Origin of the sequence: Mesorhizobium tianshanense (assembly GCF_007830515.1) — a bacterium.
GTDB lineage: Bacteria > Pseudomonadota > Alphaproteobacteria > Rhizobiales > Rhizobiaceae > Mesorhizobium > Mesorhizobium tianshanense.
In genome coordinates this window covers 135,004-149,355 of sequence record NZ_VLKT01000006.1, presented here as the reverse complement: position 1 = coordinate 149,355, position 14,352 = coordinate 135,004, and the positions used below count along the sequence as shown (strand labels likewise).

Genomic DNA, 14,352 nt, shown 5'->3' with positions numbered 1-14,352 from the left:
GAATTGACCGGAGGGATGCCATGAGCAGCATGAAAGATCGCGAAGAGGGCTTCGAGCGCAAATTCGCATTCGACGAGGAACTTCGGTTCAAGGCTTCGGCGCGCCGCAACAAGGCGCTCGGCATGTGGGCCGCCGAAAAGCTGGGCAAGTCCGGCGCCGACGCCGAAGCCTATGCCAAAGAGGTGGTTGTCGCCGACATCGAGGAAGCCGGCGACCACGACGTTTTCCGCAAGATCCGCCAGGATTTCGACGAAGCCGGGGTCGGCCAGTCGGATCATCAGATTCGTCGCACCATGGACGATCTGATGGCGGAGGCGATTGAACAGATCAAGAACACCTGATCTTTCGCTGAGCCAGTCGACTTTCTGGACCAATCGACCGCCCGGTCTATCCGGGCGGTTTTTCTTTGCCTTTGCGGCCGTTTCCAGCTGAAACTGCATGAGAGCGGCGTGCGTGTATACGAACGCACATACGCTTTAACACCTTGAGTTTCGCATTGTGCTTTTCGGAGAATCGATTCCGATTTCCGGGCCGATGCGAGAGCCAATATGGAAGGCGCCTATGTCCCTGAAGTCACGCCTGGCGGCGGATGAAACGCTATGCACCGCATGGTCCGGCGTGCCGGATGCCTTGACTGTTGAAATCCTCGCCAGACAGGGTTTCGATGCCGTCACGCTCGACATGCAGCATGGCGGACATCACGAGGACAGCGTGCTGCGCGGCCTTGGACCGGTGCTGGCCGCCAACAAACCGGCGCTGGTGCGCATTCCGGTCGGCCGCTTCGACATGGCTAGCCGCGCGCTCGACTTCGGCGCCGAGGCGGTGATCGCGCCGATGGTGAATTCGGTGGCGGACGCGCGACTGTTTGCCGCCGCCATGAAGTACCCGCCGCTCGGCGAGCGTTCCTGGGGCCCGACCTATGCCTTTCCGCGTCATCGCAAAGGCGACCATGCCGACTGGCTGCGCGACAGCAACGGGCGCACCATGGCCTTCGCCATGGTCGAGACGCGCGCCGCCCACGATGCGCTCGACGGCATCCTCGACACGCCTGGTATCGACGGGATATTCGTCGGCCCATCGGATTTCTCGATTGCCTGGTCGAACGGCACCATCGTCAACTCGACGCTGGAGAGCATGATGGAAACCTTCGCCTCGATCGCCGAGCGGACACGCAAGGCCGGCAAGCATGCGGCGATCTACGTCGTCGAGCCGGCCATCGCCGGCCGTGTGGTGTCGATGGGCTATCGGCTGCTGGCCATGGGCTCCGAGCATGCGCTGATCGGTCTGGGGGCAAAAACCCTGCTGAAGAGCGTGAGGGACTCGATCGGGTCCTAAAGATCCGTCAGGAACTTGGCAAAGGTCATCGAACCTTCAGGCCACGGGCCGAAGCCGGAATCGGCATTGAGATGACCGGCCTCGCCGGCATCGATGAACAGCGAACCCCAGGCTCCGGCAATATCCTCGGCGACGTCGAACGTGCAGAACGGGTCGTTGCGGCTGGCGATCACCACCGAAGGAAATGTCAACGACTCGCGCGGGTAGGGCCCGAAGGTCATCAGGTGCCTGGGTTTAATCTTGGGATTGGAGACGTCGGGAGGCGCCACGAAGAAGGCTCCGGCGACCGGGCGCTGGAACTGCGGCATAGCCTGGATTGCCGTCGCGACGCCGAGCGAATGTGCGACGATAACGACCGGCCGCTCGGCCTCATTGACCGCCTTCGCCACGCTCGCCGTCCAATCCTCGCGCACCGGCTTCGACCATTCCGCCTGCTCGACGCGGCGTGCCGTCGACAATTTCGATTGCCAGCGGCTCTGCCAATGGTCGGGGCCGGAATTGGTGTAGCCCGGCACGATGAGAATGTCTGCATCCTTGACTTTCATGGCGCGCATGTAGCGGGCGATGTTTCGTCGCGCAACCGCGCATGGTCCCAAAAAAATGTGAAGCGGTTTTGGACAGGATCAGCCGCGATTGGGTCTGATCCGTGCGATTTGCTCAAAATAGTGAACACGATGTTCGCTTCTTGCCATCTTGTGTGAACGATAACGGTCGACGATCTGTCATTGGAAAGAAACAGTCGTGTAATGAGAACCAGGATTTGGAACTGACACGACGTACAATGGTAGGTGGCGCCGGGCTCCTGGCTTTGGGGATCTCGTCGAAGGCCACCCGAACGGAGACTTTGATGAGCGAACTGCCTTTTGCCGCCACGACCCCGGTCAGCGTTGCCCGAGTCGGCTTGCGCGCGCGCGATGCCGAAAACCTTGCCGCCTACTATCGCAATGTCGTCGGTCTGCGGGAATTGAGCCGCGCCGGCGGCACGATCACGCTGGGCGCCGGTAACCGGCCCCTGCTCGACATCGAGGCGGATGCCGCGGCCAAGCCCGACGATCCGCGCAGCGCCGGCCTGTTCCACACTGCCTTCCTGTTGCCGAGCCGAGCTGACCTCGGTCGTTGGATCAACCACGCCATTGCCAACAAGATCGGCATCGAAGGCGCATCCGACCATCTGGTCAGCGAAGCGCTTTACCTGACCGATCCCGAAGGCAACGGCATCGAGATCTATGCCGACCGCCGTCCCCAGGACTGGAAGTGGAATGGCGACAAGGTAGCGATGGCGACGGAGCGGCTGAACATCCCATCCGTCGTCGCCGAAGTGCCGGCTGGCGACGCCGGCTGGCAGGGTGCGCCCGAAAACAGCATCGTCGGCCATATCCATCTGCGCGTTGGACGGCCGGAAGATGCCGAGGCCTGGTGGCACCAGGAATTCGGCTTCGACACGGTGGCGAAATATGGCAGCGCGGCGGTGTTCCTGTCGTCAGGCGCCTACCACCACCACATAGGCGCCAATGCGTGGCAGAGCTCCGGCGCCGGTCGCCGCGATCCTTCTCGGTCCGGACTCGCTTGGGTCGAAATGCGGTCGGACAATGTGACCGCGACAACGACCCGCGAAGACCCGTGGGGAACAGTGATCAGGACCGTTCCTGGCAAGGCCTGAGCGTTTCGGAAGTCTGTTAGAGGCGGGCCTTTTCCAACAGGCGGCCGAGCATGAGCAGGCCCGCCGGCCAAAGGCCGAGGCGGGTCTCGTTCCCCATATGGCCGAGATCGCCGGCGTCGGCGAGGTCCGCGCCCCAGGCAGCGGCGAAGACGGTCGCCTGGTCGAAGGTGACGCGCGGATCCGTTCGGCTGGCCACCACCAGCGCCGGAAAGGGCAAGCGTTTCAGCGGCATCGGCGCGAAGGAACGAACCAGATCGAAGGACGGATCAGGGTCCTCGACATTGGTCGCCGCAACCAGCAATGCCCCTGCAACCTTGTTGAGTTGGCTTTCGCTGGCGCTGGCGGCCCACTTCACCGCCGTCGCCACCGCCAAAGAATGCGCAAGCAGCACCACACGCCGAGGTGCCGCGGCAATTGCGGCGTCCACCCGGCCAATCCAGTCCTTGGGGTTCGGCCTGTCCCATTCGGCCTGCAGCACGCGGCTCGAATTGGGGAACGCCCGGCACCAATGCGACATCCAGTGGTCCGGCCCGGAATTGCCGCGCCCTGGCAGGGCGAGAAAATCGAAATCTCCGGCCGCCGAGATCATCACGCTTCTCCGAACACGCGCGTGAAGATCGTGTCGACATGCTTGGTATGATAGCCAAGGTCGAATTTTTCACGGATCTCGGCTTCGGGCAAGGCTGCGGTGACCTCCTTGTCAGCCAAAAGTTCCTCAAGGAAATCAGCGCCTTGCTCCCATACTTTCATGGCGTTTCGTTGCACCAGCCGGTAGGCGTCCTCACGGCTGACGCCCGCCTGGGTCAGCGCTAGCAGCACGCGCTGCGAATGCACGAGGCCGCGGAACTGGTTCATGTTCTTCAGCATGTTGTCGGGGTAGACGAGCAATCTGTCGACGACGCTGGTCAGCCGCGACAGCGCGAAATCGAGCGTCACCGTCGCGTCCGGCCCAATCATGCGCTCGACCGACGAATGCGAAATATCGCGCTCGTGCCAAAGCGCCACATTCTCCATCGCCGGCAGCGCGAAGGACCGCACCATGCGCGCAAGCCCGGTAAGGTTTTCGGTGAGCACCGGGTTGCGCTTGTGCGGCATCGCCGACGAGCCCTTTTGTCCGGGCGAAAAATACTCTTCCGCCTCCAGCACCTCAGTGCGCTGCAGGTGGCGGATCTCGATCGCCAGCCGTTCGATGGACGAGGCGATCACACCAAGCGTCGCGAAGAACATGGCGTGACGGTCGCGAGGGATCACCTGCGTCGACACCGGCTCCGGCTTCAATCCGAGTTTCTTCGCCACGTGCTCTTCGACATAGGGATCGATGTTGGCGAAGGTGCCGACGGCACCGGAGATCGCGCAGGTCGCAATATCCTCTCGCGCGTGCACCAGCCGCTCGCGGCAGCGCGAGAATTCGGCATAGGCCTGCGCCAGCTTGACGCCGAAGGTCGTCGGCTCGGCATGGATCCCGTGGCTGCGCCCGATCGTGACGGTGTCCTTGTGTTGGAAGGCACGACGCTTGAGCGCCGCAAGCAGGCCGTCGATGTCGGCCAGAAGGATGTCGCTGGCGCGGGTAAGCTGCACGGCAAAGCAGGTGTCGAGAACGTCCGAGGACGTCATGCCCTGATGGATGAAGCGGGCATCCGGTCCGACGAATTCGCCGAGATGGGTAAGGAAAGCGATGACGTCGTGCTTGGTCACGCGCTCGATCTCGTCGATGGCCTCGACGTCGAACTTCGCGGCCCCGCCCTTTGCCCAGATGGTCTTGGCGGCCTCCTTCGGGATCACGCCGAGTTCGGCCAGAGCGTCGCAGGCGTAGGCCTCGATCTCGAACCAGATGCGGAACCGGGTTTCGGGCGACCAGATGGCCACCATTTCCGGCTGGGAGTAGCGAGGGATCATCGGTCAGTCCTGACGTGCGAGGGCGTTCGCCCGCGTCCTAACAGAGGCAGACAAAATGCTCAACGCTGCCGCCGCGCAAACCAGATGCTGGCGAGAGCGAGCGCGATGAAACCGAGCGGAAAATAAAGCCGGATGCCCAGAACGACGAATTGATAGAACGCCGTCGCCACGGTGTGCACGAACTGGATGGACCAGGCGATGGTCAGTGCCGGTGCATGCCATTGGACATAGTAGGAACGGTAGTGCAGCGCAAAGAGCCCACCGGTGAAGCCGATCGTCGCGGCGAGAAGGCAGACGAACGCGGCCGCCAAGGCCACCTCCCAATGCCGTCCGAGCGAGACGAACCGTGCCAGGAACAGGCCAACCGGAAAGGCGAGCGCACCGCCGGCCGCATAGAGCAACGAGACGAAGCGGATCCTTGCCGGGGTCTCCCAATCGTCCAACAGCAGATTGACGAGCGCGCTGGCGCCCATCGCCGCGGCCCATAACAGAGCGCCGCAAACCGCGACGCCCAGCGACGGCAACGCTTTGCGGATGCGACCCACGACGCGGCTGCGTATGACGGGGAGCGGCGTCACAGCCGGCCGGTCACCGCGATCCAGCGATAGTCCGGCCCTTCGAAGCCGAATTGGCGCACTGCGATCAGCACGGCATAAGCGCTGAGGCCCTGCAAGGAGAATGTCTGCACTGCGCCGATCCGGTAGCCGATGGGACAGCCCCTGCTTTTGGGGATCGACTTGTCCTGGTGCAGAAGCTCAGTCTTGCCGCCGTCTTTCGCCTCTATGCGCAGCAGGCGAAAGCCGTTGATATCGCCCTGGCTCTGGCAGCTTTCGGTGTTGTCCATGCCGATTTCGTCGAGCCGGAATTCGAGCGCGTCGTCGATCGGCGAAAAGATCGGACGCGGGTTGACCACCATGCGGAACGGATCGGCCGACAGTTCGGTCACCGGGTTAAAGCCGGCGGTGATGCCGCGGTTCGCGGCCAGTTCGGCCTGGCTGACGATCGCTTCGCCTTTTTGCCGGGCCGCAAGGCGCGCCGCGTCGAGCGTTGCGTTCTCGTCGTCAAGCCGCACCTTGATCGGCGTGCCCTTGAGAAAACTGTCGTCGGTAGTGTCGATATAATAGCGATTGGCGTAGGGAAATCCCGATCCGTCCTGGACGCCGTATTCCTCGAAGGCAAAGACGCCGCCATCCCCGGTGAAGCCCAGGATTTCAAGCTCGGCGACATCACCGGCTTGGGCGGCCAGAGAAGTTGCAAACTGGGCAAGGAGGGAAACGGCAAACAGGACAAGGATTCGCATGCTTTTTTCCAATCCGGCAGCAGAGCTCGTTTCAATCCCCCTATCACGATGCGATCAAAACGTCGTGCGGTATGAAACCCGAAGCCGATGCATCCAATCGTGCCGTTATTTGTTATTGTCGGCAGCTTCAAATGGAGACCCGATAATGACCGATGCAGCCAGAATTCGCGAACATATGGAAGTGATCGGCGCCGACGGCGTCCATGTCGGCACTGTCGATAAAGTTGAAGGACAACGAATCAAGTTGACCAAGCGCGACAGCGGCGAGGGCGCCCACAGAGGGCATCACCACTTCATTCCCCTCAGTCTCGTTGCCGAGGTCGAGGGTCAGAAAGTGCGGCTGTCCGCAAACTCGGATGTCGCGGTCACCTTCGAGGAAGAAAAATCCGATCCCACCTGAACACGGGGCCATTTGATTACAGCCCATAGTGCGCATTCAGCGCGACGACCAGACCGGAAACAGGTCGCCATCGGCTGGCGTTGCGGCAAAGACGCCACGGCTGATGGCGCGCGCCATGGTAGCGCCGGCCGCTGCGTAAAGGTCGATGGCGTCGTTGGGCGCGAGCTCGATGCCGCTCTTGCCCGTCGCCAGCGCGAAGACCAGATCGCCGTCGGCCGGCGTGTGCGTCGGCCAAATCGCTCGGACAAAGCCGTCATGGGCCGACATGGCAAGGCGTTTTGCGGCGGCCTTGGTGAGAACGGCATCCGTGGCGATGACGGCGATGGTCGTGTTGCCGCCTACCTGCTTGTCGCGGAACTTCAGCAGGATCCTTTTCGCGTCCTCGGGAATAGGCGAGGGATAGCCAAGCCCGCCGAACTCGTCGCCGATTTCGAAGGGCGCTGCCCAGAAGTGCCTGCTGCGGGCGATCGTCACCGAGCCGATCGGATTGGCGGCCGCGAGCGCGCCGATGGTGACGCCGCTGTCGAGCACCGTCGAGGCCGAGCCGAGACCGCCCTTCAGGCCGGACGTCAGTGCGCCGGTGCCGGCGCCGACCGTGCCGAGCGCAAAGTCGGTGCCAACGGACAGTGCCGCCTCATAGCCAAGGTCACGGTAAGGCGGATATCGGCCCCAGTCCTTGTCGCCGCCATTGCGCAGGTCGAACAGGATCGCCGCCGGCACGATCGGCACGCGAAAGCCGCCGACCTCTACGCCGATGCCCCTTTCGCGCAGTGCCGCCTGCACGCCGGAGGCGGCGTCGAGGCCAAAGGCCGAGCCGCCCGAAAGCACCACGGCATGGATCGCCTCGATCAAATTGTGCGGCTCGAGCAGGTCGGTTTCGCGGGTGCCCGGCGCACCGCCCAGGATCTGGAGGCCAGCCACCGCCGGTTCGTCGCACAGCACGGTGGTCACGCCGGACTTCAGCGTCACATCGGAAGCGTTGCCGACACGCAGCCCGGCAACATCGGTGATCAGATTGCGCGGCCCTGTACGAAACATCATCTGGTCTCCGCCGGCACGAATTGCGCGCCGTTGAAACGGAAGACCCGATAGAGGTTTTCGGTCAAGTCACCCTTGCCGTCAAAGCGGATCGACCCGATAGCGGTGCTGAAGTCATGCGCGGTGAGCGCGTCGGCCAGTGGCTTGCCGGAGGTTTCCGCCAGGTCCGCGGCCGTCCTGGCGATCTCGACCGCCGCATAGGCCGGCAGCGTGTAGCCGTCCGGCTCGATCTTTTGTGCGGCAAAGCTTTCGAGCACTTTGGGCCCGGCAACATCGGACCATTCGGGCGGCGCGATCATCAGCGTGCCCGTCGCATAGGGCATGTCGCCGGGCGGAGCGCGTAGCGCTTCGCCGCCGGCAAGGGTGATGCCGGCGTCGAGCTGGCCGGCGTCGCGGCCCATGATGGCGATGTCGTCGCCGTCGCCGCCGGCGAAGACATGCGTGGCGCCGGCCCTCTTCAGCCGCCCGATCAGCCCGATCTGGTTGTCGAGCTGCGGCCGGAACGTATCGACGAACACCGGTTTCAGCGCCGCCTGTTCGGCCGCTGCCCGAAGCGTCTCGGCGATCTCGCGGCCGTAGATCGTGCCGTCGTCGACGATGGCGAACAGTTCGTTCTGCCATTGGCGGGCGAGGATGGAGGCAACGGCGTTACGCTCGTCATCGCCGCGCGGCCCGAGACGAAAGACCGGCCAGCCGGTCTTGGCGTGGCGGTCGGTCAGGCTTTCGGTGCGCACGCCGACGGTGATGACCGGTATGTTGGCGTCCTTCAGGATCGGCAGCGCCGCCTCGATCGCCTCGGTGCAGAGGAAGCCGACGACCACGCCGACTTTCGCTGCGTCGAATTCCCTCGCTGCGGCAGCCCCGCCGTCGGCCGTGCAGGCGTCGTCGACCGTCTTGATCTCAGCCCCGTTCGCCTCCGCCGCCAGGCCGGCGCCCGCCTCGATCTGCTTGCCGAGGAGAGCCGACGGCCCGGATAGTGGCGCTGCGACGCCGATCAGCAGCGTCTCAGCGCCCGCATTGCTGGCGAGGGACAGCCAGGCCAGCACCGCTATTGTCGTTGTCCTGGGTAGCATGCGAGCGAAGAAATCCTCCGCGCCGGTCGCGTGTGTTTGCCGGCACTATTTCCCGCCAAGACCTAAAGGCTGGTTAGCTTCCACGCAACACGCGAAATTCAGGATGCATGTCAACCACTTCGCTTGTGCATGCAATATGCCGCCATATATAACGCTTGGGTTCATCTCGCTTCCAACCATGGAAATCGCCGGTGCTGAAGAAGAACGACATAGGGCCGCAGGCCTATCGCGACGCGATGAGCCATTTTGCCGGCCACGTCCATGTGGTCACCACCGATGGTCCCGCCGGCAGGCGAGGTGCGACTGTCATTGCGGCCTGTTCGGTCTCGGACACGCCGCCGACCATCCTGGTCTGTCTCAATCGCGAAAATCCCAAGAACGAGCCGTTCGTGAAAAACGGCAAGTTCGCCTTGAACACGCTGGCTTCGCATCAGGAGGCGCTGTCGGTCGGCTTTTCCGGCCTCACCGGCCTGCCGGTCGAGGAACGTTTCGCGTTGGGCGAGTGGGATGTGATCTCGACCGGTGCGCCAACGCTGAAAGGCGCGCTCGCCGTCTTCGACTGCGAACTGATCGACATCAAGGATCTGGCTACGCACCGTGTGCTTTTTGGCAAGGTGACAGGCCTGCGCATCGGCGATAATTTGCGGCCGCTGATTTATCACGACCGCGGCTACCACGTTCTGTGACGGGTATGGTTGCACTCACGGAGAGAGAATGACCGAGTTGAAACCGCGCCCCACGCCGCGGACGATCGACGAGACGCTCGAACTCCTGACCGGCGCGGACTATGTGGCGGACCGGTCGCTGGCGACCGTGCTGTTTTTATCGCTGCGCATGAAACGGCCGCTGTTCCTCGAGGGCGAGGCCGGCGTCGGCAAGACCGAGATCGCCAAGGTGCTGGCGCAAGCGCTCGGCCGCCGGCTGATCCGGCTGCAGTGCTATGAGGGTCTCGATGTCTCGTCCGCCGTCTACGAGTGGAACTACGCCGCGCAGATGATCGAGATCCGCATGGAGGAGGCAGCCGGCAAGGTCGACCGCTCCGACATGGAGCGCAACGTATTCTCCGAAAAATACCTGATCCGTCGCCCGGTGCTCGACGCGCTGACGGGCAAGGCGGGCGCCGCCCCGGTCTTCCTGATCGACGAGCTCGACCGCACCGACGAAGCGTTCGAGGCGTTCCTGCTCGAAATCCTGTCGGACTTCCAGGTGACGGTGCCCGAACTCGGCACGATCAAGGCGGAGGAACCGCCGATCGTCATCATCACCACCAACCGCACACGCGAGATCCACGACGCATTGAAGCGGCGCTGTCTCTATCACTGGGTCGACTATCCGAATGCCGAGCGCGAACTGGAGATCGTGCGCAGAAAGGTGCCGCAGGCCAACAGCCGGCTGTCGGCAGAGGTGGTTTCGTTCATCCAGAAGCTGCGCCAGATCGAGCTGTTCAAGGTCCCGGGCGTCGCCGAGACGATCGACTGGGCCGGCGCGCTGACCGAACTCGACAAGGTGGCGCTCGATCCGGAAACCGTTTCCGACACGATCGGCGTGCTGCTGAAATACCAGGACGACATTGCCCGCATCGAACAGGGCGAAGGTCGGCGCATCCTCAACGAGGTGAAAGCCGAGCTTTCGGCGGCGGAGTAGGGCGATGGCAACGCCGCGGCCCGAACCGAAAGAGGCCACGCCGGACGGGCGGATCGCCGACAACATCGTCTATTTCGCCCGCACCTTGCGCAAGGCCGGCATGCGGGTCGGGCCGGCCACGGTCAAGGATGCTATCGAGGCGGTGCTGGCCGCCGGCATAGGTTCCCGCGACGATTTCTACTGGACGCTGCATGCCGTGCTGGTGTCGCGGCATGAGGACCACCCCACCTTCGACGAGACTTTCCGGCTGTTCTGGAAATCGCGCGAGCTGATCGAAAAAATGCTGGCGATGTTTTCGCCGGTGGCGCCCGATACAAGCGAGAAGCAAAAACCCCGCGCGGCCGAGAACCGCGTCAGCCAGGCGATGTTCGAGGGCCATCAGAGAAACCAGCCGGTGCAGGAAATCCCGGAGATCGAGGTCGACGCGCGCTTCACCTTTTCCGGCAACGAGGTGCTGAGGGGTAAGGATTTTGCCCAGATGAACGCCGCCGAGATGGCCGACGCCAAGAAGGCGATCGCCGAGTTGCGGCTGCCCTTCGACATGGTCAGGACGCGGCGCTTCAAATCCGACGCGCATGGCCGCCGCATCGATCCGCGCGCCATGATGCGATCCGCCGCGCGCACAGGCGGCGAATTGATCCTTCCAAAATTCCGATCGCCGCGCGAAGTTCATCCGCCGCTGGTCGTGCTTGCCGACATTTCCGGTTCGATGAGCCAGTACACGCGCATCTTCCTGCATTTCCTGCATGCGCTGACGGAAAAGCGCCGGCGCGTGCATGCCTTCGTCTTCGGCACGCGGCTCACCAATCTGACACGGCAGATGCGCCATCGCGACCCCGACGCGGCACTCGCCGATTGCTCGGCGGCGGTGAAGGACTGGTCGGGCGGCACCCGCATCGGCGACACGCTGGCCGAATTCAACCGGCTGTGGTCGCGGCGCGTGCTGGGGCAGGGCGCCGTCGTTCTCCTGATCACCGACGGGCTGGAGCGCGATGACGTCGCCGGACTGGCGGAAGAAATGGAGCGCCTGCACAAGTCCTGCCGGCGGCTGATCTGGCTGAACCCGCTGCTGCGCTTCGATGGCTTCGAGGCCCGTGCCCGCGGCGTCAAGGCAATGCTGCCGCATGTCGACGAATTCCGTTCGGTGCACAATCTTGATGCGCTCGCCGATCTGTGCGCCTCGCTGGACAAGAAGTCGACGCGGTCGGTCGATCCACGCCGGTGGATTGAGGGTGGCGCGAGAGACGCTGCATAGCCATATGTTTTCTCCGGGAGAAACAGTGATGGAAAACAGCATTTATCTGGACGAGGCCCGCGATCCGCTGATCGTCGCGGAAGGCTGGATGAAGGACGGCAAGGATGTTGCGATCGCTACCGTGGTCGAGACCTGGGGCTCGGCGCCGCGACCGGTCGGCAGCCATCTTGTCATCGACGCGGACGGCAATTTCCAGGGTTCCGTCTCTGGAGGCTGTGTCGAAGGCGCGGTGGTGGCCGAGGCGGTCGACGTGATCGAAAGTGGCAAGGCGAAGATGCTGGAATTCGGCGTTGCCGACGAAACCGCCTGGCAGGTCGGCCTGTCCTGCGGCGGCCGTATCAAGGTCTATGTCGAGCGGTTGGGCTGATCTCAGATGGATCCTTATGCGCTGAAGACGCTGAACGCCGAGCGCCGCGCCCGCCGCGCGGCGATCCTGGTCACCGATCTCGACGACGGCCGCGATCGCATCGTGCGCGAAGGCGATCAGGTCGCCGGCGAATTGGGCGCTGCGATCGCGAAGGCGTTTCGATCAGGCAATTCCGGGTCGGTCGAGGCGGAAGGGCGAACCTTCTTTCTCAACGCATATCTGCCGCAGCCGCGCCTGTTGGTGATCGGCGCCGTTCATATCAGCCAGGCATTGGCGCCGATGGCCAGGATCGCCGGCTATCCCGTCGAGATCATCGATCCGCGCACCGCCTTTGCCACCGCAGACCGCTTTCCCGACGTCGCGCTGCATGCCGAATGGCCGGAGGATGTGCTGGCGCGCCAACCGCTCGACAGCTACACGGCGCTGGCCGCCGTCACTCATGATCCGAAGATCGACGATTTCGCGCTGAAGGCGGCGCTTGACGCCAACTGCTTCTACGTTGGGGCGCTCGGCAGCCGCAAGACCCATGCGAAGCGCGTCGAGCGCCTGCTGGCATTGGGCGCGACCGCCGACCAGATCGCCCGCATCCATGCGCCGATCGGCTTGGACATCGGCGCCGCGAGCCCGGCCGAGATAGCAGTCGCCGTGCTCGCGCAGGCGATCCAGGCCTTTCGCTCGCGTGGCCTGGAAACCAGGGATGCTGCAGCGTGAAATTCGGCTCGATCCCGATCGACACTGCCGAAGGCGCGGTGCTGGCGCACGCGACCACGGCCGGGGAACGGCGGTTCCGCAAGGCGCACAGGCTGAGCGCCGACGATGTGTCCTTGCTCAAGGCAGCGGGGATTTCGGAGGTCGTCGCGGCTGTTCTTGCTCCCGACGATTTGAGCGAGGACGCCGCCGCCGAAAAGATCGCTGAAAGCATGATCCATCGCGACATCGAGGCCAAGCCCGCCGCGACCGGCCGGGTCAACCTCCACGCCCGGGCCGCCGGCATATTCACCGTCGATTCGGCGATGATCGACGCCATCAATGCCGTCGATCCGACCATCACCATCGCCACGCTGGCGCAGCATGCCCCGGTCGAAAAAGGCCAGATGGTCGCGACGGTGAAGATCATTCCCTTCGCCGTTGCTTCCGCTCTGGTCGATGCGGTGGCAAGGATTTGCGCCGGCGGGGAGATCTTTGCCGTCAATGCCTATCAGCCGGTGCGTGTCGGCGTCATCCAGACGGTTCTGCCTGGCATCAAGCCGAGCGTGCTCGACAAGACGTTGCGCGTCACCGAAGCCCGCCTGGCGCGCTCCGGCGGCCGGCTGACGGCGGAGCGCCGAACGTCGCACGAAATTGCGTCCGTGGCTGACGCTGCGGCCGCGCTGGCGCGCGACAACGATATGGTGGTGATCTTCGGCGCCTCGGCGATGAGCGATTTTGGTGACGTCGTCCCGGCGGCGATCGAGAAGGCTGGCGGCACCGTCGTCCGTGCCGGCATGCCGGTCGATCCCGGCAACCTGCTGGTGCTCGGCACGCTTGGTGGCAAGCGCGTCATCGGCGCGCCGGGCTGCGCCCGCAGCCCCAAGGAGAACGGCTTCGACTGGGTGCTCGACCGGCTGATCGCCGGCCTCGACGTGACGGCCAAGGACATCGCCGGCATGGGTGTCGGCGGGCTGTTGATGGAAATCCCGACGCGGCCGCAGCCGCGCGAGCCGCTGCCGGCGAGGGCCGCGTTGAAGGTCGATGTCGTGCTGCTGGCCGCCGGCCGCTCCAGCCGCATGGGCGGGCCGAACAAGCTGCTGGCGCTGTTCGACGGCAAGCCGCTGGTCCGCCGCACCGCCGAACGCGCGCTCGGCTCGAAAGCCTCTGACACAGTCGTCGTCACCGGGCATCAGCGCGAACGGGTGCGTGCGGCGTTGTCGGGCTTGGATGTGACCTTCGCCGACAATCCGGATTTCGCTGACGGCCTGTCTTCGTCGCTGAAGGCCGGCATCGCTCGGGTTGTTGCCGGCGACGCTGCCGGCGCCATGATCGTGCTTGGCGACATGCCGGGCGTCTCGTCGAATGACCTCGACAGGCTGATCGATGCATTCCGCAAATCCGAAGGCCGATCGGTCGTGCGCGCCTCGTATGCGGGAAAGCGCGGCAACCCGGTGCTGCTGCCGCGTTCGCTGTTTCCGGCGATCGCTCATCTCGAAGGCGATACCGGCGCGCGCCATCTGGTCGAGGCCGAGGGGCTCGATGTCGTCGATGTCGAGATCGGCAAGGGTGCGTCCATCGATGTCGATACGCGCGAAGCGCTGGAAGGCGCCGGCGGCGTGCTGCAGGATTGACAAACCGAGGCCGAAAAACGATGCCTTTGGCATGGCTTTCCGTTTCCTTCCGCCCGCCTTTGC

At 64.1% G+C, this 14,352-nt stretch carries 17 protein-coding genes; 10 read left to right on the top strand and 7 right to left on the bottom strand.

All coding sequences use genetic code 11. The features are described from left to right. The first annotated feature begins 20 nt into the window (after positions 1 to 20). Both IQ26_RS06715 and IQ26_RS06710 read left to right on the top strand, forming a co-directional pair. Positions 21 to 341, top strand: coding sequence for a DUF1476 domain-containing protein (locus IQ26_RS06715; RefSeq protein ID WP_145715112.1), 321 nt, complete (start codon positions 21 to 23; stop codon positions 339 to 341). A gap of 220 nt (positions 342 to 561) precedes the next feature. Continuing rightward, the gene (locus IQ26_RS06710) at positions 562 to 1,335 is read left to right on the top strand and encodes an HpcH/HpaI aldolase family protein (protein WP_145715110.1); all 774 of its coding nucleotides are present in this window, start codon (positions 562 to 564) and stop codon (positions 1,333 to 1,335) included. On the opposite strand, the gene IQ26_RS06705 is transcribed toward IQ26_RS06710, so the two are convergent. Continuing rightward, the gene (locus tag IQ26_RS06705) at positions 1,332 to 1,880 is read right to left on the bottom strand and encodes an RBBP9/YdeN family alpha/beta hydrolase (RefSeq protein ID WP_145715226.1); all 549 of its coding nucleotides are present in this window, start codon (positions 1,878 to 1,880) and stop codon (positions 1,332 to 1,334) included. The genes IQ26_RS06710 and IQ26_RS06705 overlap by 4 nt on opposite strands. A 302-nt stretch (positions 1,881 to 2,182) precedes the next feature. Between IQ26_RS06705 and IQ26_RS06700 the strand changes: the two genes are divergently transcribed. Then, positions 2,183 to 2,995: a VOC family protein gene (locus IQ26_RS06700; RefSeq protein WP_145715108.1), complete on the top strand. Its 813-nt coding sequence runs from the start codon at positions 2,183 to 2,185 to the stop codon at positions 2,993 to 2,995. 16 nt (positions 2,996 to 3,011) lie between these two features. Here IQ26_RS06700 and IQ26_RS06695 read toward each other — a convergent pair whose 3' ends face one another. The 4 genes from IQ26_RS06695 to IQ26_RS06680 are packed head-to-tail and all read right to left on the bottom strand — an operon-like array spanning position 3,012 to position 6,191. Next, the gene (locus IQ26_RS06695) at positions 3,012 to 3,584 is read right to left on the bottom strand and encodes an RBBP9/YdeN family alpha/beta hydrolase (protein ID WP_145715106.1); all 573 of its coding nucleotides are present in this window, start codon (positions 3,582 to 3,584) and stop codon (positions 3,012 to 3,014) included. Then, complete coding sequence (gene purB / locus IQ26_RS06690; protein ID WP_145715104.1) at positions 3,584 to 4,891, bottom strand: adenylosuccinate lyase; 1,308 nt, start codon at positions 4,889 to 4,891, stop codon at positions 3,584 to 3,586. The genes IQ26_RS06695 and purB overlap by 1 nt, the downstream gene beginning before the upstream one ends. A gap of 59 nt (positions 4,892 to 4,950) precedes the next feature. After that, positions 4,951 to 5,469, bottom strand: coding sequence for a hypothetical protein (locus IQ26_RS06685; protein ID WP_145715102.1), 519 nt, complete (start codon positions 5,467 to 5,469; stop codon positions 4,951 to 4,953). Then, positions 5,466 to 6,191 carry a DUF2259 domain-containing protein gene (locus tag IQ26_RS06680; protein WP_145715100.1) on the bottom strand — a complete coding sequence of 242 codons (726 nt, stop codon included), beginning with the start codon at positions 6,189 to 6,191 and terminating at the stop codon, positions 5,466 to 5,468. The genes IQ26_RS06685 and IQ26_RS06680 overlap by 4 nt, the downstream gene beginning before the upstream one ends. Positions 6,192 to 6,336: 145 nt before the next feature. Between IQ26_RS06680 and IQ26_RS06675 the strand changes: the two genes are divergently transcribed. Next, positions 6,337 to 6,591 (top strand): DUF2171 domain-containing protein, encoded by a 255-nt coding sequence (locus tag IQ26_RS06675; protein WP_029353687.1) that lies wholly within the window; start codon positions 6,337 to 6,339, stop codon positions 6,589 to 6,591. A gap of 36 nt (positions 6,592 to 6,627) precedes the next feature. Here the strand turns inward: IQ26_RS06675 and IQ26_RS06670 are convergent, their stop codons facing one another. Then, a complete protein-coding gene (locus IQ26_RS06670) occupies positions 6,628 to 7,629 on the bottom strand; it encodes a P1 family peptidase (RefSeq protein WP_145715224.1) in 1,002 nt (333 codons plus the stop codon). After that, positions 7,629 to 8,702: a branched-chain amino acid ABC transporter substrate-binding protein gene (locus IQ26_RS06665; protein ID WP_145715098.1), complete on the bottom strand. Its 1,074-nt coding sequence runs from the start codon at positions 8,700 to 8,702 to the stop codon at positions 7,629 to 7,631. The genes IQ26_RS06670 and IQ26_RS06665 overlap by 1 nt, the downstream gene beginning before the upstream one ends. Before the next feature lie 191 nt (positions 8,703 to 8,893). Between IQ26_RS06665 and IQ26_RS06660 the strand changes: the two genes are divergently transcribed. Genes IQ26_RS06660 through IQ26_RS06635 form a run of 6 tightly spaced genes read left to right on the top strand, consistent with a single transcriptional unit; the run spans position 8,894 to position 14,289 of the window. Next, complete coding sequence (locus tag IQ26_RS06660) at positions 8,894 to 9,388, top strand: flavin reductase (protein ID WP_145715096.1); 495 nt, start codon at positions 8,894 to 8,896, stop codon at positions 9,386 to 9,388. Positions 9,389 to 9,416: 28 nt separating this feature from the next. After that, entirely contained in the window at positions 9,417 to 10,346 is a 930-nt protein-coding gene (locus IQ26_RS06655; protein ID WP_145715094.1) for an AAA family ATPase, read from the top strand. A 4-nt stretch (positions 10,347 to 10,350) separates the two neighbouring features. Then, positions 10,351 to 11,601, top strand: a complete 1,251-nt coding sequence (locus IQ26_RS06650; RefSeq protein WP_145715092.1) for a vWA domain-containing protein — start codon at positions 10,351 to 10,353, stop codon at positions 11,599 to 11,601. A gap of 28 nt (positions 11,602 to 11,629) precedes the next feature. Continuing rightward, positions 11,630 to 11,968, top strand: a complete 339-nt coding sequence (locus IQ26_RS06645; RefSeq protein ID WP_145715090.1) for an XdhC family protein — start codon at positions 11,630 to 11,632, stop codon at positions 11,966 to 11,968. 6 nt (positions 11,969 to 11,974) lie between these two features. Beyond that, complete coding sequence (locus IQ26_RS06640) at positions 11,975 to 12,679, top strand: XdhC family protein (protein WP_145715088.1); 705 nt, start codon at positions 11,975 to 11,977, stop codon at positions 12,677 to 12,679. Beyond that, positions 12,676 to 14,289 carry an NTP transferase domain-containing protein gene (locus IQ26_RS06635; RefSeq protein WP_145715086.1) on the top strand — a complete coding sequence of 538 codons (1,614 nt, stop codon included), beginning with the start codon at positions 12,676 to 12,678 and terminating at the stop codon, positions 14,287 to 14,289. Before IQ26_RS06640 ends, IQ26_RS06635 begins: the two co-directional genes overlap by 4 nt. Positions 14,290 to 14,352: the final 63 nt, after the last annotated feature.